This window comes from Streptomyces sp. AC555_RSS877, from assembly GCF_019049245.1.
In the GTDB taxonomy this organism is placed as follows: domain Bacteria; phylum Actinomycetota; class Actinomycetes; order Streptomycetales; family Streptomycetaceae; genus Streptomyces.
Map to the genome: position 1 here is coordinate 317,448 of NZ_JAGMUK010000001.1, position 22,657 is coordinate 340,104.

Genomic DNA, 22,657 nt, shown 5'->3' on the forward strand with positions numbered 1-22,657 from the left:
AAGGCTAGCGGGTGCGGACCGGTGGGGGTCAGCCCGTGAAGCCGATCCGGCGCAGGACGTTCGCCGCGTCCCGGTCGATCAGGACCGCCGAGTCGCAGCCCTGGGGCAGATCGCCCTTCTCCACGGAGCTGATCAGACGGGAGGCCGCGCCGCGGTGGCGCAGGAACGCGTACCGCGAGACTCCGCGGCCGCGCTCGCGCTGGCCGGCCAGGGCCGTGTCCGGGGGGACGTCCAGCAGCAGCAGGTGCAGGATGCCGCCCCGGCGGCGGGCCTCGCGGGCCAGCCAGCCGCGCACCCAGGCCTGCGTACCGCAGTCGTGCACGACGACGCCTCCGCCGGAGCGCAGGGCGCGGCGCAGCCCCGCGTAGTGGGCGAGGCGGACGAGCGGGCGGTAGACCCCGTACGGCAGGAAGCGGGACAGCAGGCCGTCCCAGCGGTCGCGGGTGTCCTGGGAGTCGATCCGCACGCCCTTGACCGTGCGCCGCATCAGCGTGGACTTGCCACTGCCCGGCAGGCCGGTGATCACGACGAGGTCGCGGGGTCCGAAGAGCAGTGCGTGCGGGCTGTGGCCCTCGCGTTCGCGCAGGTCGCGGAGGACGGGTCCGGGGCGCGTTCCGCACGCCTGGCGGGCCTTGGCCGCGGGCTGCTCGGGCAGCGCGACGGCCGAGGTCGTGGCGTACGCCGTGGTCCTGTTCACCGTGATCGTCCTCCCCTGGGGCGGGTCACGAGTTCCCCTCCCCTTCGAGTGTAAAGAGAAGGTAATACGCGGCGTCTCCTGTTTTCATGCGCTTACTGCCACAGGCCGGTTACAGATGCGGCCTGCCGCGCACCGAAGATGCGTGCGATGATGTGCGCGCCAACTGCATACCGGCCGTTTGAATCCGCGCGGGAGAGTCCCCAGCCGTACGTCGCTGGGGCGCCGAAGGAGCAAGTCCCTCCCTTGAATCTCTCAGGTCCCCGTTACCGCGCGGGCGAGGCACATCTGAAAAGCGGGCCGCTGCCACAGTGGCTCCACCCAAGGTGCAAGTCGTGACCACCGTTTCGCGGGGTCACGTCGAACCTCTCAGGTTCCGATGACAGATGGGGAGGAACGACCTCGCCGTCATGCCTTGGGAGACGACCGTCCGATGAGCAGCACCGCACCCCGTCACACCGCCCTCGACGCCCTCCATCGTTCGCTCGGCGCGACGATGACCGACTTCGCCGGCTGGGACATGCCCCTGCGCTACGGCTCCGAACGCGACGAGCACCACGCCGTGCGCACCCGGGCCGGTCTCTTCGACCTCTCGCACATGGGCGAGATCACGGTCACCGGGCCGGAAGCCGCGCAGTTCCTGAACCACGCACTGGTCGGCGACATCGCGGCCGTGAAGGTGGGCCGCGCCCGCTACACGATGATCTGCGTCGAGAACGGCGGAATCCTCGACGACCTGATCGTGTACCGGCTGGCCGAAGACGAGTACATGATCGTCGCCAATGCCTCCAACGCCCAGAACGTCGTGAACGAGCTCGGCAACCTCGGTGAGGAGTTCGCGGTCGAGGTCCGCGACGACCGCGATCACTACGCGCTGGTCGCCGTCCAGGGGCCCGAGTCCCCCGGCATCCTCAAGTCGCTCACCGACGCCGACGTCGACGGCCTCAAGTACTACGCCGGCCTGCCCGGCACCGTCGCCGGCGTCCCCGCGCTCATCGCCCGCACCGGCTACACCGGCGAGGACGGCTTCGAGCTGTTCGTGAAGCCGGAGCACGCCGTGGAGCTGTGGCAGGCCCTGACCAAGGCGGGCGAGGGCGTCGGCCTGGTCCCCTGCGGCCTGTCCTGCCGGGACACGCTGCGTCTGGAGGCGGGCATGCCGCTGTACGGGCACGAGCTGTCCCTGTCGTTGACTCCGTTCGACGCCGGGCTCGGCCGGGTGGTGAAGTTCGACAAGGAGGGCGACTTCGTGGGCCGCGAGGCGCTGACCGAGGCGGCCGCCCGCGCACGGGCGAACCCTCCGCGGGTCCTCGTCGGCCTGGTCGCCGAGGGGCGTCGCGTCCCGCGCGCCGGGTACGCGGTCGTCGCCGGCGGTCAGGTCATCGGCGAGGTCACCTCCGGCGCGCCCTCCCCCACGCTGGGCAGGCCGATCGCGATGGCGTACGTCGACGCCGCGCACGCGGCGCCTGGCACGCCGGGTGTCGGCGTGGACATCCGGGGCAGCCACGAGCCGTACGAGGTCGTGGCGCTGCCGTTCTACAAGCGCCAGAAGTAGACACTTGAGCGGTTCGTGCGCGTGACCCTGCGCACATTTCCGCTGCTCACGTGCGTTTCCAGCAGTCCCCCATTCACCAGCACTCCCTCGCGTACAGGAGAATTCAGGCCATGAGCAACCCCCAAGAGCTGCGCTACAGCAAGGAGCACGAGTGGCTGTCGGCCGCCGCTGACGGCGTCTCGACGGTCGGCATCACGGAGCACGCGGCCAACGCTCTCGGTGATGTCGTCTTCGTCCAGCTCCCGGAGGTCGGGGCCGCGGTGACCGCGGGCGAGACCTGCGGCGAGCTGGAGTCGACCAAGTCGGTCTCCGACCTGTACGCCCCGGTGTCCGGTGAGGTCACCGAGGTGAACGAGGACGTGGTCAACGACCCGTCGCTGGTGAACTCCGCTCCCTTCGAGGGCGGGTGGCTGTTCAAGGTACGCGTCACGGACGAGCCGGCCGACCTGCTCTCCGCCGACGAGTACACCGCCTTTTCCGCCGGCTGAGGAGTCGTACACCCGATGTCCGTTCTGAACACGCCCCTGCACGAGCTCGACCCGGAGATCGCCGCCGCGATCGACGCCGAGGTCGGCCGCCAGCAGTCCACCCTCGAGATGATCGCCTCCGAGAACTTCGCGCCTCTCGCGGTGATGGAGGCGCAGGGCTCGGTCCTCACCAACAAGTACGCCGAGGGCTACCCCGGCCGCCGCTACTACGGCGGTTGCGAGCACGTCGACGTCGCCGAGCAGATCGCGATCGACCGGGTCAAGGAGCTGTTCGGCGCCGAGTACGCCAACGTGCAGCCGCATTCCGGCGCCTCCGCCAACCAGGCCGCCCTGTTCGCGCTGGCCAAGCCCGGCGACACCATCCTCGGCCTGGACCTGGCGCACGGCGGCCACCTCACCCACGGGATGCGGCTGAACTTCTCCGGCAAGCAGTTCAACGTGGTCGCCTACCACGTGGACGAGGCCGGACTGGTCGACATGGCCGAGGTCGAGCGGCTCGCCAAGGAGCATCGGCCGAAGGTGATCATCGCGGGCTGGTCGGCGTACCCGCGGCAGCTGGACTTCGCCGAGTTCCGCCGGATCGCGGACGAGGTCGAGGCCTTCCTGTGGGTCGACATGGCGCACTTCGCGGGTCTGGTCGCCGCCGGTCTCCACCCGAACCCGGTCGAGTACGCCGATGTCGTCACCTCCACCACGCACAAGACGCTGGGCGGCCCGCGCGGCGGCGTCATCCTCGCCAGGAAGGACTTCGCGAAGAAGCTCAACTCGTCCGTCTTCCCGGGCTTCCAGGGCGGCCCCCTGGAGCACGTGATCGCGGCCAAGGCGGTCTCCTTCAAGGTCGCCGCCTCGGAGGACTTCAAGGAGCGTCAGCGCCGTACGGTCGAGGGCGCGCGGATCCTCGCCGAGCGCCTCACCGCGCCGGACGCCCGCGAGGCCGGCGTGAACGTCCTGTCCGGCGGCACCGACGTGCACCTGATCCTGGTCGACCTGCGCGAGTCCGAACTGGACGGGCAGCAGGCCGAGGACCGCCTCCACGAGGTGGGCATCACGGTCAACCGCAACGCCGTCCCGAGCGACCCGCGCCCGCCGATGGTCACCTCCGGCCTGCGGATCGGTACGCCCGCCCTCGCCACCCGCGGCTTCACGGCCGCGGACTTCACCGAGGTCGCGGACGTCATCGCCGAGGCGCTCAAGCCGTCCTACGACGTCGAAGCCCTCAAGACCCGGGTGAAGGCGCTTGCCGACAAGCACCCGCTGTACCCCGGTCTGAACAAGTAGTTCCTTTTTGCGGCGTGCCCCGCACACTTCGAGTGCGGGGCACCCGCCCCCTGCACCACCCGTATTGAGGAGTTCCCGTGGCCATCTCGGTCTTCGACCTGTTCTCGATCGGCATCGGCCCGTCCAGCTCCCACACGGTCGGCCCGATGCGCGCGGCCCGCATGTTCGCCCGCCGCCTGCGCAACGAGGCCCTGCTGGAGTCGGTGGTGTCCGTGCGGACCGAGCTGTACGGCTCCCTCGGCGCGACCGGCCACGGCCACGGCACGCCCAAGGCGGTGCTGCTCGGTCTGGAGGGCGACTCGCCCCGCACGGTGGACGTGGAGAAGGCCGACCAGCGGGTGGCGGACATCAAGGAGGCGGGCCGGCTGCGGCTGCTCGACGAGCACGAGGTCGGCTTCGACTTCGACAAGGACCTCGTCCTCCACCGCCGTAAGACCCTCCCGTACCACGCCAACGGCATGACCCTGTGGGCGTACGACGCCTCGGGGGCGGAGCTGCTCACGAAGACGTACTACTCGGTGGGCGGCGGCTTCGTCGTCGACGAGGACGCGGTGGGCGCGGACCGCATCAAGCTCGACGACACGGTGCTCAAGTACCCCTTCCGCACCGGCGACGAGCTGCTGCGCCTCACGCAGGAGACCGGCCTGTCGATCTCCGCCCTGATGCTGGAGAACGAGCGGGCCTGGCGCACCGAGGAGGAGATCCGCGCGGGGCTGCTGGAGATCTGGCGGGTGATGCAGGCGTGCGTGTCGCGCGGCATGGCCCGCGAGGGCATCCTGCCGGGCGGGCTCAAGGTCCGCCGCCGGGCCGCCATGTCGGCGCGTCAGCTCCGGGCGGAAGGCGACCCGTTGGCGCACGCGATGGAGTGGATCACGCTCTACGCGATGGCGGTGAACGAGGAGAACGCGGCGGGCGGGCGCGTGGTGACCGCGCCGACGAACGGAGCGGCCGGCATCATCCCCGCGGTGCTCCACTACTACATCAACTTCGGGGCGGGCGCAGCCTCCGAAGGAGAAAAAGAGGACGGCGTGGTCCGCTTCATGCTCGCCGCCGGCGCGATCGGCATGCTCTTCAAGGAGAACGCCTCCATCTCCGGCGCCGAGGTCGGCTGCCAGGGCGAGGTCGGGTCCGCGTGCTCGATGGCGGCGGGCGCGCTCGCGGAAGTCCTCGGCGGCTCCCCGGAACAGGTCGAGAACGCCGCCGAGATCGGCATGGAACACAACCTCGGCCTCACCTGCGACCCGGTCGGCGGCCTCGTCCAGATCCCGTGCATCGAGCGCAACGGCATGGCCGCGGTGAAGGCGGTCACGGCCGCGCGGATGGCGATGCGCGGAGACGGCACCCACAAGGTGTCCCTGGACAAGGTCATCAAGACGATGAAGGACACGGGGGCGGACATGTCGGTGAAGTACAAGGAGACGGCTCGCGGGGGCCTGGCGGTCAACATCATCGAATGCTGAGGTAACAGGCCCTGACCAGCGCGTTCCTGTCTTTCAGCGCTGTCGGGGCCTTCCCTGCTTACGCGGCGGAAAGTCCCCGGAATGTCCCTGGGACGGGCGTGAAAGTCCCCCAAAAGTCCCCAGGAAATCCTACGGAATGGGCGCCTGACCTGGGGGGTCGTGCCATCCGCGATCACTGTTCCGATCCGCTCTGACCGCCGACCGTCGGCAGCATGTATCAAATCGATCCCTCGTTCATGCGACAGACAGCTTCCATGTCCTCGGCTACCCACTCGCAACCGTCATCGCCGAGAAGCTCTCCACCGCCGTCTCACTCGGCGACCTCAACACCCGCGACCGCGACTACGGCGACCTCTACCGCCTGTTCACCCTCAACAATCTCGACGGCCAGGAACTCACCACCGCGCTGACCGCCACCGCCGCACACCGCGGCATCACCCTGAAGCCGCTCAGCACCGCCATCACCGACCTCGGCGAGCGTCGCCAGACCTCGTACACTGCCTGGCGCCGTCGGCAAGGCCCCGCTGCAACTGGCTACCCTGAACGCTTCGTTGACGTCGTCCGGCAGGTCACCGAGTTCGCAGACACTCTCCTCAACGACGATGCCACCACCCGTACATGGAGTGCAGCGACCCTCACATGGTCATGAACCACTCCTGACTCGCTGAGTAGCCGTCAGAGTTCGAACCCGAGACCTACGCATTACGAGGCCATGAGTGATCGTGTCGCCTCGTGCCTCGTCGTGCTGTCCGGTGACGTTTTTGCTGATCAGGGCATGTGTGAGGGGTTCGTCGACCCCGGCCAGGACGGGTCCGGGGAGCCGGCGCGGCCCGTCGAAGAGAGAGTGGTCACATGTGGCCTGCGGGGATTGTGAGGCCAGTGGTCAGGACATAGTTTCGGCCGCTGAAGCGCTTTCCCCACCGGCGATACCCCAGCGGGACGCCATAGCGCGGCGGCAGCCGGCACGCCGCATTCCGCACCCCCGGCACCTCACGCCCAAGGTTCCCGCATGCCCCGACGCATCCTCGCCCCTACGCTCCTCCTGCTCGGCTCCCTCACGCTGACGACCGCCTGCGCCGGCGGCTCGTCTCCGGCCGACTCCGCGCCCTCGCACGACAGCTCGTCCAACAGCCCGTCGGGGTCCGGAGGGACCGAGACCAGCACCCAGGCCGGTCTGTCCAGACTCAAGGGCGTCAACATCGTCAGTGACAGCAGCACCGACCGGTCCTGCCCCTGGGCCACCGCCTACCCGGCCGTGCCCGGCGCTGACGCGATGGCAGCCGCGATGAAGAAGGACGTGGACGGACGCCTGGAGACCTTCCGCACGGGGTCGTGCCAGGAGGGCCAGGACCACGGCGAAGGGACCGAGCTGAACGTCAGCTTCTCGTTCCTCGTGGCCTCCGGCGATGTGCTGGGTGTCCGGCTGGTGACGGTCGACCGCACATCGATCGCGGACGGCCTTGCCACCAAGGCGTACTGGTACGACGGCGCCGCCAAGCAGTACCGGACTTCTCCTGGGCTCATCGCGGACGGCTCCCGGGCCGCGTTCATCACGGCCCTGGAGAAAGTCCTGAAGAAGCGGGAGGGAGTCACCCCCGACACCCTCGCCTCGTCGCTCGACGACCGGGAATACCGCGACACCTACCTGGACGACATGAGCTTCACCTCCGACGGAGGCCTGAGGTTGAGCTTCGACCGGGGAACCGTGGCCGTTCCCCCGACCGGCCGCGTCTCCGTCACGCTCCCCAAGGCGACCGTCACCCCGTTCCTGTCCGACTTCGGCAGCCGCGCCCAGCACCAGACCACCCACCCGGGCGGCAAGCTGGACCTCGGTGCCACCGAGACGCCCGCCGAGACCGTCACCGCACAGCCGGACCCGGGCAAGGACACCACGAACTGCTCCAAGGTCAAGTGCATCGCCCTGACCTTCGACGACGGTCCTGCCGTCCCCTACACGGGAACGCTGCTGAAATACCTCGCCCAGTACAAGGCTCGCGCCACCTTCTTCGTCGTCGGCCAGAACGTCGCCGCGCACCCTGAGGTCGTCCGCGCCGAGATGAAAGGGTGGCCGCGTCAACGCCGGTGTACCGTGGCCTGCACGGAAGCAAGGAGAGAGCATGGCGGCCGAGGTCGTAGCCCGCGTGGTTGACGAGCTCGTAACGGAGCATGCGCCTGTCGAGGTGGTCGGCCCGCTGATGCGTGGGATCGCCGTCCTCAGGGAGCTGACAGACGCAGGCGGGCGAGAGGACTTGCAGCAACTCGCCCATCGCACGAGCCTGCCCCGGGCCACTCTCGACCGCATCACGAGCACCTTGGACTGTCTGGGCTACCTCCGCATCGAGGGACGCGAGGTAACGCTGGCACCCCCGTTGATGGAAGTGGGCAATGCCTACCTGTCCGCCGTGAGAATTCCCGAGCTCCTTGGGCCCCACGCCGACGCTCTGGCCGAGGAACTGGACGAAGGCGTCACGTTGACCGTCCCGGACCAGCACGGCGCCCACTTCGTCCACTCGTCCAAGCGGGACCGCCGGATGAGCATCGTCTGCAGCATCGGCGACCGGCTGCCGCTCGACGCCTCGGCGCCCGGCGCTCTGCTGGCCGCTACCTGGAGCTCTGACGAGTGGGAACGGCATCAGGCAGAGCACCACTGCGTGCGAGGGCCGGGGCACGCTCAGGCGTGTACGAATGACCTTCGCGAACGGGCCGCCGCCGCCAGATCCGATGGCTGGTCCCTCGACGACCAGTGGTTGGAACCGGGCCTGATCGCCTTGGGCGTCCCCGTCCACGGTCCCGACGGAGACCTCCTTTGCGTGGTGAACGTCGTCAGCCTCATCGGGCGCTATCCGAGCTCCGAAGCCCTTGCGCGGGCCGCACTGCCGGCCGCCCGCCGTGCCGCAGCGGACATGGAGCGCGAACTGGGCTCACAGCAACCGGTGTCACGGTCCGGACCCATGGGCAGGCGGGTGGAGGACACCAGGACTCTCACGACCGGCCGCGACTTCGTCGAATCCCTCGCCCGCGGCCTGAGCGTGCTGACAGCCTTCGGCGAGGGCCGCCACGCCCTCAAGAGCTCCGACGTCGCTCGTATCACCGGTCTGCCGCGTGCCACCGCGCGGCGTGCTCTCATCACCCTGGACCACCTCGGCTACATCACGAACCGGGGAGGGCTGTACCGTCCGGGCGCCGCGATCCTCTCCCTCGGCTACGCCCCGCTGTCGCGTCTGACATTGCCGCAGCTGGCCCAGCCCCATCTGACGGAGCTGTCCCGTCGGCTCTCGGACTCTGTGTCGATGTCAGTGCTTTCCGGCTCGGAGATCGTCTACGTCGCCCGCGCCGCCAGCATCCGCTTGGTGACGGTCGACGCCTCCGTGGGCACCCGCCTGCCCGCTTACGCCACCTCCATGGGCCGGGTCCTGCTCGCCGACGTTCCCAGAGACGAATGTGCCGCACTGCTCGCCGCCTCGCCCCTCGCACGGCTCACCCCGAACACGGTGACGGAAGCCGACGAACTTCTCAGGCTTCTTGAGAGGACGGCCGACTGCGGCTACGCCCTGGTCGACGAGGAACTCGAAGTCGGCCTGCGCTCGATGGCCGTACCCGTGCGCGGCAAGGACGGCGAGGTGCTGGCCGCGATCAACGTGGCCATGCACCCCAGTCGGCGCACCATCGCCGAGTGCTTCGAGCAGGTCCTGCCCGCGCTCCTTGCAACGGCTGAAGCGGTCGAGGGTGATCTCTCCGCCGTACCCCACTCCGGCCGGCTCCAGCTGACCTGACGGACCACCGCGTCCAGGCTGTCTCCTCGGCCCTGGCGCCGCGGTGTGCTCCGTTGCACTCCGGCGTGCGTGCTGCGGTCTCATCGCCTTGCCGTTCGGCATTTTTTCGGTCTGCGAGGTCCTGGCTCTGAGAAGAGCCAGCGTCGACCCGTGGGGTCCCGAGGCCCCCTTCTTCACCCCCATTGACACCGACGCGTGTCGGTCCCACACTCATGCCACACCGCACAGCGAAATCAATTTTGCTAGGCGAACACATGAAGGGATGGGAGGGTCCACGCGGTCGGCCCCTTCAGCCCGCATTTCGTATGCGTACCGCTCGCCAGGCGAAACGTCCGTACGTCACGCCCGCCGTCAACCCGGCCGCTACGCCGGCTCCGACGAGGGCATCTGCCGACTGCGCCCCACTCGAAGAGGAGTGAACATGATGTTCCGGCGTCTACTACCAGCCGTGCCGAGGAGCCGCCTTCTGCTGGCACTTGCAGGGGGGGTCATGGCGGTGGCGATGACCGCCGCGTCCGGATTCGCGACCCCGTCCACGCAAACCAGGGAGGTGAATGTCACCAAGGACGTCGCCTATGCGCCTGCCCAGCCGGCCGACAGCCAGGGGCACCTGTTGGACCTCTATGTCCCGCGGTCATCGCGGCCGGTACCGCTGGTGATCTTCTCTGCCGGCTCGGCGTGGATGGCCGACAACGGTCGCCAAGGGGCTGACAAGGTCGCTGCCGAGCTCAACCCGTACGGGTTCGCGGTGGCGGGTGTGTCGATCCGTTCCAGCTCGCAGGCGAAGTTCCCGGCCCAGCTCTATGACATCAAGGGCGCCATCCGCTGGCTGCGCGCGCACGCGAAGACCTACAACCTCGACCCCCAGCGCTTCGCGATCATGGGTGACTCCTCTGGCGGCTGGACCGCGGCGATGGCCGGGGTCACCGGGGACATCCCGGCGCTTGAGGGCGATGTCGGTGTACGCGGTCCCTCGAGTGCGGTTCAGGCGGCCCTGCCGTTCTATCCGCCGACCGACTTCTCGCAGATGGACGCGCACATGCTGGACAACTGCACGTTCTTCAACACCGTCTTGGGACTCACCGGTTGCCATGAAGACGCGCGTTCGCCCGAGTCGCTGTTGCTCGGCTGCCCCATCGATGACTGCCCGGACAAGGTCGCGGCCGCGAACCCGCTGACCTACGTCGGCGGTCGGCGCACACCGCCGTTCCTGATCTTCCACGGCGAGCAGGATCCTTTGGTGCCCTATCACCAGGGACGGCTGCTCCGCGACGCACTGGCCTCCGCAGGCGACGAGGTGCGTTTCGTCTCCTTCCCGCACGCCGGCCACGGCCCGCTCTTCGACATGTTGAGCGACCCCGACACCCGCAAGGACGCCTACGAGGAGACCACATGGGACGGTCACACCACACCGCCTCGTCCGGTGACCCCGTCCTGGCAGACCATCGTCACCTTCCTTGAGGCCCAACTGCGCCCCAGCGCACGCTAGACGGCCGACGGCCGCCACCGATCATGTGGTTGGTGGCGGCCGCCGTGGTGACGCCCGTGCTCGTTCAGACGATCGGAACCCGAACGAATCGTCGGGCCGTGTGCAAGTCGGCTTCGATGAGCGCAGCTGTGGCACGCAGTTCCGGAAGAGTGGTCGTGAGGCACTCGTCAGCCGATCCCCGGCTGCTGTGCATGATGACGTTGATCGCCGCGAGACAGCTGCCGTCGCGGTCGTGTACCGGTACGGCGACGGAGCGAAGACCTTCTTCCAGTGTCCCGTCGACCAGGGCGTGTCCCTCCTCACGCACAAGGTCGAGGACGGCTGTGAGGTCGTGGGAGGTTGTGATGGTGAACGGGGTCAGCGCCCTCATCTGCGTACGTGCCAGCAGGGCCGAAAGTTCCTCGTCCGGCAGGTTCGCGAGCAGGACGCGGCCCGTGGAGGTCGCATGGGCGGGCAGGCGTGCGCCCACGGCGATGTCGGCGTCCATGATGCGTCCCGCTGCCACCGAGACCGCGAACTGGACGTCGTCGCCGGTGAGCACCGCCAGAGATGTCGAGTCCTGCACCCTCCCGGTGAGGGCGACGAGGTGCGGGTGTGCGATGCGGGCGAGTGACGTCTTGGACAACGGAGGGAAGCCGAGGGAGAGCACCCGTGGAGCGAGTCGGAACCCCCGTTGGTGCCGTGTGACGTAGCCGAGGTGCTCCAGGGTGATCAGGGCGCGTCGCGCCGTGGCACGGGGCAGGCCGGTGGTTTCGGCGACTTCCGAGAGCGTCAGCTCGGCACGTCCCTCACCGAACGCGGTGACCACGGTCAAACCCCGGGCCAGGGAGGTGATGAACTCCCCGCCCAGTTCCTGTTTCGCGGTGCTCGCCCACGCGGCGAGGTCGGAGGGCGCGCTGAGAGGTTCGGAGGGCGGGGAGCCCGCCAACTCCTGTTCCATGACCCTCGCTGTGCCGCGAAGGCTGGGCAACAGGGATTCACGCAGTGATGCCGCGCTGTGCCGGCTGGTGTGGCTGACGAGGCTCGCCACACACACTATCCGGCCGTCCGGGGCGCGAACGGGGACGGATACCGCGACAAGGCCCGGCTCGATCAGCTGGTCGTCCAACACCCAACCGCGCGCCCGCGCCTGTTCCACCCGCTGTCTGAAGTCCGTGGCCCCGCCTTGCGGACGAGGGGGAACGGTCGGGAAGCCGCGGTTCTCGGGATCGTCGATCTGTCGCTGCTCCCAGAGCGCCCAGCCTTGCGTGTCCCATTCGGTTGCCAACAGCGGGCCCGGTGCCGTGCGTTCGACCGGCAACAGGTCGCCGATGCGGAAGCTCAGCGACAAGGTTCGGCGGCGGATCGCCTGGTGGATGAAGCGAATGCCGTCCCCGTCCGCCACCGCGAGGGAGACCGACTCGTCGAGCGCGTCGGCAAGGCTGTCCGCGTGGGTGCCCAAGAGGTCGGGGAGACGCAGAGCGGCCAGGTAGGCGTTACCCAGCTCCATGAGTCGGGGAGCAAGGACCGCGCTGCTGCCGCCGAGGCGTACGTAGCCCATGTGGGCAAGTGTTCCGGTGACGCGATCGACAGTGGCGCGTGCGAGGCCCGTTGCCCGGCCCAGCTCGCTGAGGCTCGCCGCCCCACCGATGTCGGTGAGCGCGCGCAGTACGGAAATCCCGCGCATCAGGGGTGCGACGGCAGCCTCCGGGGGCGGCGCCTGAGCCACCGCCGGCAGTGCGGGAGGGAGGGCACGGATCCGTGGCATGAGCTCTCCGCGGCGGCTGACAGGTCACCGGAGCGAACAGTGGACGAAGGCAGAGTGCGAACGAGACACCTCGTCACTGAGAACGGCTACGGGTGAGGAATCGTGGGCCGTGACGCCCGGCTGAACCGGACGGCACGAGGCGGGATGTCCAGCGCGGCTGGACACTTACGGCTCCGCACGGACCACCGTCTCCTCACTGACCCCGGTACCGTGTTTGGCCTTCTGGATCTGCTCGTAGACGTGGGCGCGCAGTTCGGCGAAGCGGGGGCTGGAGCGGGTGTGCAACTGGTCGCGTTCGTCCGGGAGATCGATGGTCAGGTCCTCCTGTACGACGGTCGGCGACTTCGACAGGATGATGGTGCGCTGACCGAGGTAGACCGCCTCGTCGATGTCGTGGGTGACGAACAGGACGGTGACGCCCAGTTCGCGCCACAACCGCCGGATGAGGTCCTCCAGTTCGGCGCGGGTCTGCGCATCGACCGCGGCGAACGGCTCGTCCATGAGAAGCACCTTCGGTTCGAAGGCAACGGCGCGGGCGATGGCGACGCGCTGCTGCATTCCTCCGGAGAGCTGCCACGGGTAGGCCTGGTGGGCGTCGGCGAGACCGACCACTTCCAGGGCGTGGTCGACCAGCTCCTTCTCGCGGGCCTTGCCGAGTTCCTTGCGGCGCAGCGGGAGGGCGACGTTGTCGCGGACGTTCATCCAGGCGAACAGGGAGCGGCCGTACTCCTGGAAGACCACCGCCATGCCGGGCGGGGGCCCGGTGACCGCGCTGCCGTCCAGGCGCACCTCGCCGCCGGTAGGGGTCAGCAGTCCGGCCATGCACTTCAGCAGGGTGGTCTTGCCGCATCCCGACGGGCCCACGAGGCAGACGAGTTCACCGGCACCGATGTGAAAGGTCAGGTCCCGCAGGGCCTCGACGTTGCGGTGCCGTCCGGTGTAGATCTTCTGCAGGTTGCGTACGTCGAGCATCGCTCGTCTCCTTGTCAGGGGTTGCGCTGGGCTCGGCGCAGCCCGTGGTACCAGGCCAGGACCCGGTTCTCGGCGAGCCGGAAGAGCAGCGACAGGGCGAATCCGAGCAGGCCGAGCAGCAGCACACCGCTCCACATCTCGGGGATGGCGAAGGTGCGCTGGAACTGCACGATGGTGAAGCCGAGCCCGTTGCTGGCGGCGAACATCTCGCTGATGACCATGAGGATGATCGCGATGGACAGTGCCTGCCGCATGCCGGTGACGATCTGCGGGCTGGCCGAGCGCAGCACGAGGTGCCACAGACGGGAGGGGCCGGTGATGCCGTAGGACCGGCAGGTGTCGCTGAGCACCTCGTCGACGGCGCGGACGCCTTCGACGGTGTTGAGCAGGATCGGCCACATGCAGCCGCTGACGATGACGAGCACCTTCATGGTGTCGCCGATGCCCGCGAAGAGCATGATCACCGGTACCAGCACGGGAGGCGGAATGGCCCGGAAGAGCTCCAGGACCGGCTCCAGGACGTCCCGCACGAGGCGGCTCGTGCCGACCACCAGTCCGAGGCCGACTCCGATGACAACGGCCAGCAGGTAACCGGCGGTCAAGCGGACCAGGCTGGGCACCACGTCCGAGGCCAGCCGCTCACCCGTCCAGACCTCCGTGAACTTCTGAAGGATGACGGACAGAGGCGGGACGTAGAAGTCCGTGCTGCCGGCGGTGGCGAGCCACCACCCACTGAACAGCGTCAGAGGCAGGCCAAGGACCAGCAGGGCCCGTCGGGTCATGTTGAGGACAGACGTCCGGATCATCCGGCTACCCCTCCCTGCGGACGGATTGATGCCAGTGCAGCGTCCGACGCTCCACGGTCCGTGCCACCAGATTGATGGCGATTCCCAGCAGCCCGGTCACCAGGACCAGGGCGTAGACGTCGGGCACGGCACCGGAGGTCTGGGCGACGGCGATCTGGTTGCCCAGGCCCGGTGCGCCGATGACGAGTTCCGCGGTGATCGCCAGGACCAGAGCCACCGTGGCGGCAAGGCGCACACCCGTCATCACATACGGCAGCGCGGTGGGCCACATGACGTAGCGCACCCGCCCCCAGGTCCCCATCCGGTAGCTGCGGGCGGTGTCCTCGGCGACCGGGTCGACGTCCTGCATCCCGGCCAGCACCTGGACCATCACCTGCCAAAAGGAGGCGTACACCACCAGCAGCAGCTTCGACCTCAGGTCCGTGCCGTACAGCAGCACCGCGAGCGGGATCAGAGCCACCGACGGGATGGGCCGCAGGAACTCGATGGTCGAGGCGGTGGCTGCCCGCAGCAGGGGCACCGACCCGATCACGATGCCGGCTGTCACGCCCGCCACGACGGCGACGGCCAACCCGATGCCCCACCCGGTCAGGGTGTCGCCGAGAGCGGTCCAGAACGCTCCCTGGGCGAGCAGACGCCACAGAGCCCGGCCCATCTCGGATGCCGGCGGGAGGTAGTCGGCGGAGACCAGACCGGTGTGCGGCAGCACCTCGAGCAGGACCGCCAGCCCCACCAGGCCGGTCGCCCCGCGCAACGGAGTGGCGGCCTTCTCCCGGATGCGCCGCTCTCGGCCCGACCCCGGCCCGCCGGGACCGACACCGGTCCCGGCGGCGCCGACGGTCTGCGACAGCACAGGAGTGCTTCCGCGACCGCTCATGAGAACAGGGCGTTCAGATCGGGCTTCTTGTCGCCGAAGATGCCGTCCTTCTCGCCGAGGGAGGCCAGCTTCTCCAGGGACGCCATGTCGTACTGCGCCGGCCAGTTCGGCAGCGTCAGGTTCTTCAGCACGTCGCCGCTGATCTTGGTGTAGGTGGTGAGAATCTGGCGCGCTTCGTCGGGGTGGTCGGAGGCGTACTCCAGCGACTCGGTCATCGCCTCGGTGAACTTCTTCACCAGGTCGGGGTTCTCCTTCGTCAGCTTGGTGGAGGCGAAGTAGGTCGCGACGGTGAGCTTGGGATCGGTGTCGGTGAACGGCGACGCCACGACACGGGCGCCCTGGCTCTTGGCGATGGCCAGTGCGGGCTCCGCCATCCAGGCGGCGTCGACCTGGCCGCCGTCCAGCGCGGCCGGCATCTGGTCGAACGGCATCTCGACGAACTTGACCTTCGAGGGATCGCCGCCGTCCTTGCGCACCGACTCGCGGACCGTGGTGTCACCGATGTTCTGCAGGGTGTTGACCGCCACTGTCTTTCCTGCGAGGTCTTTGGCGGACTTGACCGAGCTGCCCTTCTTGACGGCCACCCCGGTGACGTCCTTGCCGATGACACCGGTGCTGGCGGCACCGTTGACCACGGACTCGACCGGCACCCCCTTGGACTGGGCGATCATCAACGAGGTGACGTTGCTGAACCCGAACTGGAACTGACCGCTCACGACACCAGGGATGATCGCGGCTCCACCTTGGGCCGTCACCATCTCCAACTTGATACCGCGACTACTGAAGAACCCCTTCTTTTCCCCCAGGTACAGCGGCGCCACATCGACAATGGGGATGACTCCTACTTTGACCTGCGTGGTCTTGCTCCCGTCCGAGGACGACGCCCCGCCGGTCGCAGAAGACGAGGATCCGCATCCGGTCGCGACCGCGACCGTCACCACCGCTGTGGCAAACCCAAACGCGCGCCTTCGCATGGCCCCTCCTGACGAGACTGTTTGTGCGCTGTGCGAAATTTTGTCCGCGTGCCGAACAAGACGTGCGGAGGCTATGGCCCCGCCCGGGGTGCGTCAATAGGTGGCGTACAGATAGCCGGGGATCAAGCGCTACGCGTTCCGGTGCGGGAGCCCCGACGACCTCCGTAGCGGCTGAATGCCAGGGGTCAGTGCTCCATAGGCGACCCTCGGGCGGCTTTCGCGGCGGCACGGCTTCACCCCGCAGCGTCCCGCGTCTGCCCACGTCAAGGCGCCCGCATCCGCAGCGAGAAGGGCGGACGGAGATCGTCCAGATCTTCACGGACCGCTGCGTCGGCGAACTGACCGTCGACCGTCTGACGGCCACGTGACGGGTGGCCGAGCGCCAGGGGCTTCGGCGGCACCCGCGCCGGCACGCCGTTCGCCGGCACCACGGAGATCACAAGGAGGCCATCAACAGGCCTCTCCTTCACTGACACGCCATGAGATACGACGGGGCGCGCGGTGGTCCGGCCGGTGCTCTCCCTTGCCAATGCGGGACGAGCCACCCATCATCAGGAAACCTGTTATTCAAAGTTTGGAAGAAGTGGGCCACGGTCATGGTGTTCAGCTCAAGAGTCCAGGCCAGAGGCGTCCAGCTGCTGCTCGGCCGCATGATGGCCCGCGTGCACAAGGATCTGCGCTTCACCGACGTCCCGAAGCGCACAGAGGCACTCCGGGTGGAGACCGGCGCCGGACCGGTGACCTGCACCGTCTACCGCCCGCCGGCCACGACCGGATCCCACGCTCCCGTGTACGTCAACTTCCACGGCGGCGGTTTCGTGGTCGGCCGCCCGGAGCAGGACGACCACATCTGCCGGTACATCGCGGCCACGGCCGGCTGTGTCGTGATCAACGTGGACTACGCCGTCGCCCCGCAGCGGCAGTTCCCCCTACCGGTCACCCAGGCGTACGACGTCACCGCCTGGGTCGCCGAGAACGGCGCCGCCAATGGCTGGGACGGTTCGCGTCTTGCGGTGGGCGGACACAGTGCCGGAGCCAACCTGACCGCTGCGGTCTGTCGCCTGGCCCGGGACCGCGGCGCCTTCTCGCCCCGTCTGCAGATCATCGACTCCGCACCGCTCGACCAGCTCGCCGACCCGGCCACCAAGCGGTCCCTCATAGCCAAGCCGCTGCTCACCCCTAACCTCATGCGGATTTTCACCGCCGCCTACGTCCCGGATCCCGCCGACCGTGCGCATCCCCTCGTCTCTCCCGGGCTGGCCGACGACCTCGCCGGACTTCCTCCCGCGCTGGTCATCACCGCGGAGAACGACCGCCTGCGCGACGAGGGCGACGCCTATGCCAAGGCTCTGGAGGCCGCCGGCGTCCCGGTCGCCCACCGTGTCTTCGAGGGTGTCGACCACTACTTCACCCACACCGGCCCGGTGCCGGCAGCGAAACAGGCCATCGATCTGATGGCCACCACCCTGCGCACCGCACTCAGTGACTGACACCGGTGCTCCGGCTGGCGGCCTTACCGTCGTGATGCGTCGGCTCGACGACCCCTGGCAGGCCGATGCGGTTGACGCGTCCGAGCACTTTGCGCAGGTAGGCGGCGAGTTTGCGGATCGACCAGCGGGTGAAGGGCTGGCCCGCCGAACCCCAGGACAAGGCCGACCCCGCTCCATTCAGCGGAACGCCTCCTGGGCCTTGGCGATGGACGGCAGCATCGGGTCGGGGTCGCCTTCGGGATGGGCGGCGAGACGCTGGAGAAAGCCGTCCGGTCGCGCATCTCGTCGAGATCGATGCCCGAGCTGAACGACTTCGCCGGAACCGCTGACGACGACTCACCGCACCTGCGGGTCCGCCGCCAGTTCCGCTCCGGCTTCCGCCAGTTCGGCCCACATCAAAGGGGTCTGCGCATTGTGCCGGGCGGGCCGGTTCAGTGCGAGACGGCGGATCGCGCCGCCGCCGTCGACGCTGATGCGTCTGGTGGTGGTCATCCTCTGCTCCTTCAGGTGCAGGGCCGGATCACCGGGCGTGGTGCCGTCCTGTCACGGTCGCGCGACGCACCGCCGCCCAGAGTTGTCGGATCCCGTCACCTCGACCACGCCGAACGACTGGACGATGTGCACCGGCCGCGCCACCGCGGCTACCGATGTCCCGGCGGTCCGCCACAGATAGGAGACATTGACCGTCGCTGTTCGCAGGTCACTCCCGTGGTGGGCGAGCGCGGCAAGACCTACGCATTGCGATGCGTAGCCCCGGGATGTCCGATTAGCCCGGAATCCAAGGACACCCGAAACAAGAAACCCCAGGTCAAAGGCCCGACCTGAGGTTCACCATAGAGCCGCTTCGGGATTCGAACCCGAGTCTGACGCATTACGGGTGCGGGGATCCAACGAAGCGATCGGATGCCTGCACGAACACCAACCCGACTCCCGCAGGCACGTCACGTACCATCGGACACTTCACAGGCGACCCTCGGCAAGAAGTCCCCGAAAAGTCCCCGACGCGACTCAAGAGCCGCCCGCCCATGACAAATCTGCAGGTCAAACGCGTGATCAACAGCCGTCGACATGTCGGTGAAGTACAAGGAGACGGCCCGGGGCGGGCTGGCGGTGAACATCATCGAGTGCTGAGGGATGGGCCCCGCCGGAACCCAGTGTGCCGGTGGCCCTTTCCTTCAGTGTCGGAAGACCGGAAGCGGTCTTGGTGACCGGTCTCGGTGGGATCGCGAGCTGCCGAGATGCGCGATTCCGCGTGCCGGGCGCGGATCAACCGTGCCAAGGTGGGGCTGCAGTCAGCAACCAACCCGTGTCCCCCACAGGCACTGCAGGGAGCCACCATGCTGCGCGGCATCGACGTGAGCGCCTACCAGTCCGCCACCTACGACACGGACGGCCTCTCCTTCGTCTTCATCAAGGCGACCGAGGGCCGCTCGTACGTCAACCCGAAACTCGCCGCCCAGACGAAGCGGGCCCGCGAGGCCGGCCTGGTCGTCGGCTTCTACCACTTCCTCTGGCCGGGCAATCTGGCGGCCCAGGCGGAGTACTTCGTCGGCAAGGCCGCCGAGAAGGCGAGCGACATCCTGGTCGTCGACTGGGAGACGACCGGCGACGGCAGGCACGCCAGCAATGCGCAGAAGGACAGCTTCCTTCGCAAGGTGAAAGCGCTACGGCCGAACAACAGAGTGATCTTGTACTGTAATAGGAACTATTGGCTGACCGTCGACACCACCTCGTACGCCGGCGACGGCCTGTGGATCGCGGACTACGTGACGGCCGGCGAGCCCCGCATCAAGGCGAAGTGGCGCTTCCACCAGTACACCGACGACCCGCTGGACAAGAACGTGGCGGACTTCGCGAGCAAGGCGGCGCTGCGCGAGTGGGCCGGGGGTGCCTGACACTTGGGAGAGCTTCGGGTCATGGATGGGTCGGTCAGCGCGGTCAGCAGCAACGGGACGTACTCCTTCACCAAGCCGAACCGGGAGAGCATCAGGCTGATCGCCGGGCTCGGGGTGGAGGGGGACGTGCATGCCGGAGCGACGGTGAAGCACCGGTTCCGGATGAAGAAGGATCCCTCGCAGCCGAATCTTCGGCAGGTGCACCTCATTCATGAGGAACTGTTCGATGAGGTCAGGGGCGCCGGGTTCGAGGTGGCGGCCGGGGAGCTCGGGGAGAACGTGACCACGCGGGGGATCGATCTGCTGGGATTGCCGGTCGGGACCCTGCTGCATCTCGGGGGCGAGGCCGTCGTCGAGGTGACCGGGCTGCGCAATCCCTGTACGCAGATCGACACGTTCCAGAAGGGGCTGATGAAGCAGGTCGTCGGGCGGGACGCGGAGGGCAGGGCGCGCTTCAAGTCCGGGATCATGAGCGTCGTCGTCGCCGGGGGTCTGGTGCGGGCCGGTGACCTCGTGAAGGTCGTCCTGCCGGACGGGCCGCACCTGCCCCTCGAGATCGTCTGACCCAGGGCCTGTCCGGCTGCCGGCGCCAGGAGCCGTCGAGGCCGCCCTTTCGGACACCGAACGGACCAGAAAAAGGGGGGGCACACCATGGGCGCCCCCTCTTTCACCGCACGCGTCACTTGTCCAGGTAGGCCCAGAACTCGTCGAACGACAGCAGCTTGTCCGCGTTGAGGTCGCGGGACTTGATGACGGCCTCGGCGACCGACTCGGTGACGTTCCAGTCGCCCTGCTGGGCCAGGGCGGTCTTGAACTCGGCGGCGGTGATGAAGCCGTCACCGTCAGTGTCGATCCGCTGGAAATGCTTACGTGCTTCTTCGATGTCCGCCACCGATTCGCCCCTTTATCTCGTACCTTGCTGTCCCGTTGACGAAGGTCAGATTAACCGGCCGCCCGCGCCTCCAGTGCAGCGACCACCCACGCGAACTCCTCCCGGTGCGCCGCCACCGCCCCGTGGCCGTTCACGATCCCCAGCAACTCCCGGTAGCGGGCGACCTTGTCGTTCGTCGTGGACCTCAGGCGTTCCAGTACGTCCGCCGGGTCGGCGTTCCCGAGCAGGTCCCGCAGCACCTGCCCGGCCTCCGGGGACTCGGGCGCCACGCCCCGCTCCCGCGCCTCGGCCCCCAGCTGCACCAGCCGCCGGGCGAACCACAGGGACGCCCCGTCGGGGGTGTCGTGTCCGCGGTCGGCGGCGTTGAACTCGGCCGCCTCCCGCATCCGCGCCCGGAACTCCGGGTCCTCCAGCAGTTCGGCCAGCTCCACCCACGCGTCCACCTGCTCGGGCGTCGGCTCGTCCGGGAGGTTCGCGGTCGTCGCACGCATCCGCTCCCGGATCACCGGATCCGCGGTGTCCAGACCCCGGAACGTCTCCTCCACGAACTCCTCCAGGATCCGGCTCCGCTCGGCCGCCGACAGCCGTGCCAGCTTGTTCATCAACGTCATCTCCTCTGCGGTCGAACCGCGTCGCGCCACGGTCGACAGCACCGCACGGGTCACCTTCAGCGACCGGATCTGTGCGTCCAGCGCGGCCACGTGGGCTGCTGCCACCTCCGCGACCGTGGTCTCCCCGGCCAGCACCCTGCGTACGTCCGCCAGGCCGAGGCCCAGTTCGCGCAGGGTGCGGATCAGCTCCAGGCGGGCCACGGACGCGGCGTCGTACAGCCGGTATCCGCCCGCCGACCGGGTCAGCGGGGGCAGGGCGCCCTCGTCGGACCAGTAACGGATGGTGCGCACGGTCAGTCCGGTGGCCCGCGCCAGCTCGCCGATGGTGAGAAGTCCGGTGCCGTCGTCGATCATGTCTGCGAGTCTGGGCCTTCCAGTGGGTGGAGACTCAAGGGCGAGATGGGCACGATGGGGGCGGTCGTGGCGGAGACCTTGCGGGACATTCTCGACGCGGCGGCGCGGGGCGTCTTCCCGCCGGCGGACGGCCGTACGACGGTCGTGGCACAGGCGTCCCCCCGGGACGCGGGCGTCCTCGCCTTCACCGCGCACTCGGTCGTCTTCACGGACGAGGATCCGCGCTGGGTGTACGACACGCTGGACGCCGTACCGTGCGACGCCCTGGCGGCGACGATGAACGCGCGGTTCCTGGCGGCCTTCATGGAGCGGACGGGGCGTACGGCCGAGACGATCGACGCGATGCTGGTCGCCTCACCCCTGCCGGGCGAGCCGCCCCTCGCGCTGAAGGAGATCGCGGACGCCGGGCATCCGCGGATCGTGTACGCCCGCGAGCGGCGCGACGACGTGCGCGCGTGGACGGCCGACGATGGTGTGGTGGTGATCGGGCGGGGGATCGCCGGGCGGGCGGAGGTCTCCGTCGAGGTGGACGAGGAGGTGCGGCACCGAGGGCTGGGCCGGGCCCTGGTGAGGGCGGCCCGGCATCTCGTCACGGAGCCGCTGTGGGCGCAGGTGGCGCCGGGGAACGCCCGCAGCATGCGGGCGTTCCAGGGGGCCGGTTACCGGCCGGTGGGCGCGGAGGCGCTGCTGCTCAGTGCCACGGCTCGTAGTGCGGGTTGCTCTCGCAGTCGCTCATGATCTCGGTCTTGGTCTTCTTGTCGACCGGGCAGACCCCGATGACGTACTCCCGCGCGATGCCGCCGGGGAAGGCCACCTCGACCTGGTCGGCCCACTTGTGGGTGTCGCCGATGGTCTTGTTGACGTCCACGCCGCCGGGGGCGTCGATGTAGTAGTTGTAGCCGGCCTTCCACCACGTCTTGTACAGGTCGTGGTCGTACGACGTGGACACGTACGGGGAGGGCTGGTTGACCAGGACGTACTTCTCGATGTCGTACTGGCCGTTGATGACGTCCTTCGGGTGGAAGCCCTGCTCGAAGACGACGTCCGGGCCGCGGCCGTCGCTGCGGTAGAGCGTGCCGCAGGTTGTGCGCCAGACCGGGTCGGGGGTGATCCGGCCGACGTCGACGCGGTGGTCGACGGCGGCCTTGACCGGGTCGTCGAACTGGGGACAGGCCGGGGCGGCGGCGGCCTTCGTGGGAGTGGTCGTGGAGGGAGCGGTGGCGGCCGTCGTCGCGAGGATCGCGGTGAGGGACAGGACGGCGGCAGCGGCCCGCCGCCGCAGACGAGTTGTGATCATGGGGAGCA

General features: G+C 68.7%; 23 protein-coding genes and 1 riboswitch. Of the genes, 12 read left to right on the top strand and 11 right to left on the bottom strand.

The window, feature by feature from the left end:
- Positions 1 to 28 precede the first annotated feature (28 nt).
- Positions 29 to 703: an AAA family ATPase gene (locus tag KUM49_RS01425; protein WP_217234820.1), complete on the bottom strand. Its 675-nt coding sequence runs from the start codon at positions 701 to 703 to the stop codon at positions 29 to 31.
- Positions 704 to 876: 173 nt separating this feature from the next.
- Positions 877 to 976, top strand: a riboswitch (glycine riboswitch).
- A gap of 151 nt (positions 977 to 1,127) precedes the next feature.
- On the opposite strand from KUM49_RS01425, the gene gcvT reads away from it, so the two are divergent.
- The 8 genes from gcvT (at position 1,128) to KUM49_RS01465 (ending at position 10,734) form a co-directional block, all read left to right on the top strand.
- On the top strand, positions 1,128 to 2,246 hold the full coding sequence (gene gcvT, locus KUM49_RS01430; protein ID WP_217234772.1) for a glycine cleavage system aminomethyltransferase GcvT: 1,119 nt from the start codon (positions 1,128 to 1,130) through the stop codon (positions 2,244 to 2,246).
- A gap of 110 nt (positions 2,247 to 2,356) precedes the next feature.
- On the top strand, positions 2,357 to 2,734 hold the full coding sequence (gcvH, locus tag KUM49_RS01435; RefSeq protein ID WP_217234773.1) for a glycine cleavage system protein GcvH: 378 nt from the start codon (positions 2,357 to 2,359) through the stop codon (positions 2,732 to 2,734).
- 15 nt (positions 2,735 to 2,749) lie between these two features.
- On the top strand, positions 2,750 to 4,012 hold the full coding sequence (gene glyA / locus KUM49_RS01440; protein ID WP_217234774.1) for a serine hydroxymethyltransferase: 1,263 nt from the start codon (positions 2,750 to 2,752) through the stop codon (positions 4,010 to 4,012).
- 77 nt (positions 4,013 to 4,089) lie between these two features.
- Positions 4,090 to 5,472 carry an L-serine ammonia-lyase gene (locus KUM49_RS01445; RefSeq protein ID WP_217234775.1) on the top strand — a complete coding sequence of 461 codons (1,383 nt, stop codon included), beginning with the start codon at positions 4,090 to 4,092 and terminating at the stop codon, positions 5,470 to 5,472.
- A 190-nt stretch (positions 5,473 to 5,662) separates the two neighbouring features.
- On the top strand, positions 5,663 to 6,121 hold the full coding sequence (locus tag KUM49_RS01450; protein ID WP_254400597.1) for a nucleotidyl transferase AbiEii/AbiGii toxin family protein: 459 nt from the start codon (positions 5,663 to 5,665) through the stop codon (positions 6,119 to 6,121).
- 360 nt (positions 6,122 to 6,481) lie between these two features.
- A complete protein-coding gene (locus KUM49_RS01455; protein ID WP_217234776.1) occupies positions 6,482 to 7,621 on the top strand; it encodes a polysaccharide deacetylase family protein in 1,140 nt (379 codons plus the stop codon).
- A complete protein-coding gene (locus KUM49_RS01460) occupies positions 7,590 to 9,245 on the top strand; it encodes an IclR family transcriptional regulator C-terminal domain-containing protein (protein ID WP_217234777.1) in 1,656 nt (551 codons plus the stop codon). The genes KUM49_RS01455 and KUM49_RS01460 overlap by 32 nt, the downstream gene beginning before the upstream one ends.
- A gap of 490 nt (positions 9,246 to 9,735) precedes the next feature.
- Complete coding sequence (locus KUM49_RS01465; RefSeq protein ID WP_254400533.1) at positions 9,736 to 10,734, top strand: alpha/beta hydrolase; 999 nt, start codon at positions 9,736 to 9,738, stop codon at positions 10,732 to 10,734.
- Positions 10,735 to 10,798: 64 nt separating this feature from the next.
- Here the strand turns inward: KUM49_RS01465 and KUM49_RS01470 are convergent, their stop codons facing one another.
- The 5 genes from KUM49_RS01470 to KUM49_RS01490 form a co-directional block, all read right to left on the bottom strand.
- Complete coding sequence (locus tag KUM49_RS01470; protein WP_374200117.1) at positions 10,799 to 12,481, bottom strand: IclR family transcriptional regulator C-terminal domain-containing protein; 1,683 nt, start codon at positions 12,479 to 12,481, stop codon at positions 10,799 to 10,801.
- A 165-nt stretch (positions 12,482 to 12,646) separates the two neighbouring features.
- The gene (locus tag KUM49_RS01475) at positions 12,647 to 13,453 is read right to left on the bottom strand and encodes an ABC transporter ATP-binding protein (RefSeq protein ID WP_217234778.1); all 807 of its coding nucleotides are present in this window, start codon (positions 13,451 to 13,453) and stop codon (positions 12,647 to 12,649) included.
- 14 nt (positions 13,454 to 13,467) lie between these two features.
- Positions 13,468 to 14,259: an ABC transporter permease gene (locus tag KUM49_RS01480; RefSeq protein ID WP_217234779.1), complete on the bottom strand. Its 792-nt coding sequence runs from the start codon at positions 14,257 to 14,259 to the stop codon at positions 13,468 to 13,470.
- Between the two features lie 4 nt (positions 14,260 to 14,263).
- Positions 14,264 to 15,136 carry an ABC transporter permease gene (locus KUM49_RS01485; RefSeq protein ID WP_254400534.1) on the bottom strand — a complete coding sequence of 291 codons (873 nt, stop codon included), beginning with the start codon at positions 15,134 to 15,136 and terminating at the stop codon, positions 14,264 to 14,266.
- Positions 15,133 to 16,110 carry an ABC transporter substrate-binding protein gene (locus KUM49_RS01490; RefSeq protein ID WP_217234780.1) on the bottom strand — a complete coding sequence of 326 codons (978 nt, stop codon included), beginning with the start codon at positions 16,108 to 16,110 and terminating at the stop codon, positions 15,133 to 15,135. Before KUM49_RS01490 ends, KUM49_RS01485 begins: the two co-directional genes overlap by 4 nt.
- Before the next feature lie 596 nt (positions 16,111 to 16,706).
- On the opposite strand from KUM49_RS01490, the gene KUM49_RS01495 reads away from it, so the two are divergent.
- Positions 16,707 to 17,600: an alpha/beta hydrolase gene (locus tag KUM49_RS01495; RefSeq protein ID WP_217234781.1), complete on the top strand. Its 894-nt coding sequence runs from the start codon at positions 16,707 to 16,709 to the stop codon at positions 17,598 to 17,600.
- Here the strand turns inward: KUM49_RS01495 and KUM49_RS50595 are convergent.
- Together KUM49_RS50595 and KUM49_RS01505 are read right to left on the bottom strand one after the other, a co-directional pair.
- Positions 17,590 to 17,760: a hypothetical protein gene (locus KUM49_RS50595; RefSeq protein ID WP_374200118.1), complete on the bottom strand. Its 171-nt coding sequence runs from the start codon at positions 17,758 to 17,760 to the stop codon at positions 17,590 to 17,592. The two genes, KUM49_RS01495 and KUM49_RS50595, sit on opposite strands and share 11 nt — an antisense overlap.
- Before the next feature lie 176 nt (positions 17,761 to 17,936).
- Entirely contained in the window at positions 17,937 to 18,092 is a 156-nt protein-coding gene (locus KUM49_RS01505) for a hypothetical protein (RefSeq protein WP_217234782.1), read from the bottom strand.
- Positions 18,093 to 18,937: 845 nt separating this feature from the next.
- On the opposite strand from KUM49_RS01505, the gene KUM49_RS01510 reads away from it, so the two are divergent.
- Both KUM49_RS01510 and KUM49_RS01515 read left to right on the top strand, forming a co-directional pair.
- Positions 18,938 to 19,495 carry a glycoside hydrolase family 25 protein gene (locus KUM49_RS01510; RefSeq protein WP_217234783.1) on the top strand — a complete coding sequence of 186 codons (558 nt, stop codon included), beginning with the start codon at positions 18,938 to 18,940 and terminating at the stop codon, positions 19,493 to 19,495.
- 21 nt (positions 19,496 to 19,516) lie between these two features.
- Complete coding sequence (locus KUM49_RS01515; RefSeq protein WP_217234784.1) at positions 19,517 to 20,059, top strand: MOSC domain-containing protein; 543 nt, start codon at positions 19,517 to 19,519, stop codon at positions 20,057 to 20,059.
- A gap of 115 nt (positions 20,060 to 20,174) precedes the next feature.
- Here KUM49_RS01515 and KUM49_RS01520 read toward each other — a convergent pair whose 3' ends face one another.
- Together KUM49_RS01520 and KUM49_RS01525 are read right to left on the bottom strand one after the other, a co-directional pair.
- Positions 20,175 to 20,387 carry an EF-hand domain-containing protein gene (locus KUM49_RS01520; RefSeq protein ID WP_217234785.1) on the bottom strand — a complete coding sequence of 71 codons (213 nt, stop codon included), beginning with the start codon at positions 20,385 to 20,387 and terminating at the stop codon, positions 20,175 to 20,177.
- A gap of 50 nt (positions 20,388 to 20,437) precedes the next feature.
- Entirely contained in the window at positions 20,438 to 21,352 is a 915-nt protein-coding gene (locus tag KUM49_RS01525) for a MerR family transcriptional regulator (protein ID WP_217234786.1), read from the bottom strand.
- A gap of 45 nt (positions 21,353 to 21,397) precedes the next feature.
- Here KUM49_RS01525 and KUM49_RS01530 point away from each other — a divergent pair, with 45 nt between their 5' ends.
- The gene (locus KUM49_RS01530) at positions 21,398 to 22,090 is read left to right on the top strand and encodes a GNAT family N-acetyltransferase (protein ID WP_254400535.1); all 693 of its coding nucleotides are present in this window, start codon (positions 21,398 to 21,400) and stop codon (positions 22,088 to 22,090) included.
- Here KUM49_RS01530 and KUM49_RS01535 read toward each other — a convergent pair.
- On the bottom strand, positions 22,044 to 22,649 hold the full coding sequence (locus KUM49_RS01535; protein ID WP_217234787.1) for an ADP-ribosyltransferase: 606 nt from the start codon (positions 22,647 to 22,649) through the stop codon (positions 22,044 to 22,046). The genes KUM49_RS01530 and KUM49_RS01535 overlap by 47 nt on opposite strands.
- Positions 22,650 to 22,657: the final 8 nt, after the last annotated feature.

Bases quoted from the DNA above. Each gene is read 5' to 3' on its own strand.
- gcvT (WP_217234772.1), top strand. From the start codon at position 1,128: ATGAGCAGCACCGCACCCCGTCACACCGCCCTCGACGCCCTCCATCGT.
- gcvH (WP_217234773.1), top strand. From the start codon at position 2,357: ATGAGCAACCCCCAAGAGCTGCGCTACAGCAAGGAGCACGAGTGGCTG.
- glyA (WP_217234774.1), top strand. From the start codon at position 2,750: ATGTCCGTTCTGAACACGCCCCTGCACGAGCTCGACCCGGAGATCGCC.
- KUM49_RS01455 (WP_217234776.1), top strand. From the start codon at position 6,482: ATGCCCCGACGCATCCTCGCCCCTACGCTCCTCCTGCTCGGCTCCCTC.
- KUM49_RS01460 (WP_217234777.1), top strand. From the start codon at position 7,590: ATGGCGGCCGAGGTCGTAGCCCGCGTGGTTGACGAGCTCGTAACGGAG.
- KUM49_RS01465 (WP_254400533.1), top strand. From the start codon at position 9,736: ATGGCGGTGGCGATGACCGCCGCGTCCGGATTCGCGACCCCGTCCACG.
- KUM49_RS01470 (WP_374200117.1), bottom strand. From the start codon at position 12,481: ATGCCACGGATCCGTGCCCTCCCTCCCGCACTGCCGGCGGTGGCTCAG.
- KUM49_RS01475 (WP_217234778.1), bottom strand. From the start codon at position 13,453: ATGCTCGACGTACGCAACCTGCAGAAGATCTACACCGGACGGCACCGC.
- KUM49_RS01480 (WP_217234779.1), bottom strand. From the start codon at position 14,259: ATGATCCGGACGTCTGTCCTCAACATGACCCGACGGGCCCTGCTGGTC.
- KUM49_RS01485 (WP_254400534.1), bottom strand. From the start codon at position 15,136: ATGAGCGGTCGCGGAAGCACTCCTGTGCTGTCGCAGACCGTCGGCGCC.
- KUM49_RS01490 (WP_217234780.1), bottom strand. From the start codon at position 16,110: ATGCGAAGGCGCGCGTTTGGGTTTGCCACAGCGGTGGTGACGGTCGCG.
- KUM49_RS01495 (WP_217234781.1), top strand. From the start codon at position 16,707: ATGGTGTTCAGCTCAAGAGTCCAGGCCAGAGGCGTCCAGCTGCTGCTC.
- KUM49_RS01505 (WP_217234782.1), bottom strand. From the start codon at position 18,092: ATGACCACCACCAGACGCATCAGCGTCGACGGCGGCGGCGCGATCCGC.
- KUM49_RS01510 (WP_217234783.1), top strand. From the start codon at position 18,938: ATGCTGCGCGGCATCGACGTGAGCGCCTACCAGTCCGCCACCTACGAC.
- KUM49_RS01515 (WP_217234784.1), top strand. From the start codon at position 19,517: ATGGATGGGTCGGTCAGCGCGGTCAGCAGCAACGGGACGTACTCCTTC.
- KUM49_RS01525 (WP_217234786.1), bottom strand. From the start codon at position 21,352: ATGATCGACGACGGCACCGGACTTCTCACCATCGGCGAGCTGGCGCGG.
- KUM49_RS01530 (WP_254400535.1), top strand. From the start codon at position 21,398: ATGGGCACGATGGGGGCGGTCGTGGCGGAGACCTTGCGGGACATTCTC.
- KUM49_RS01535 (WP_217234787.1), bottom strand. From the start codon at position 22,649: ATGATCACAACTCGTCTGCGGCGGCGGGCCGCTGCCGCCGTCCTGTCC.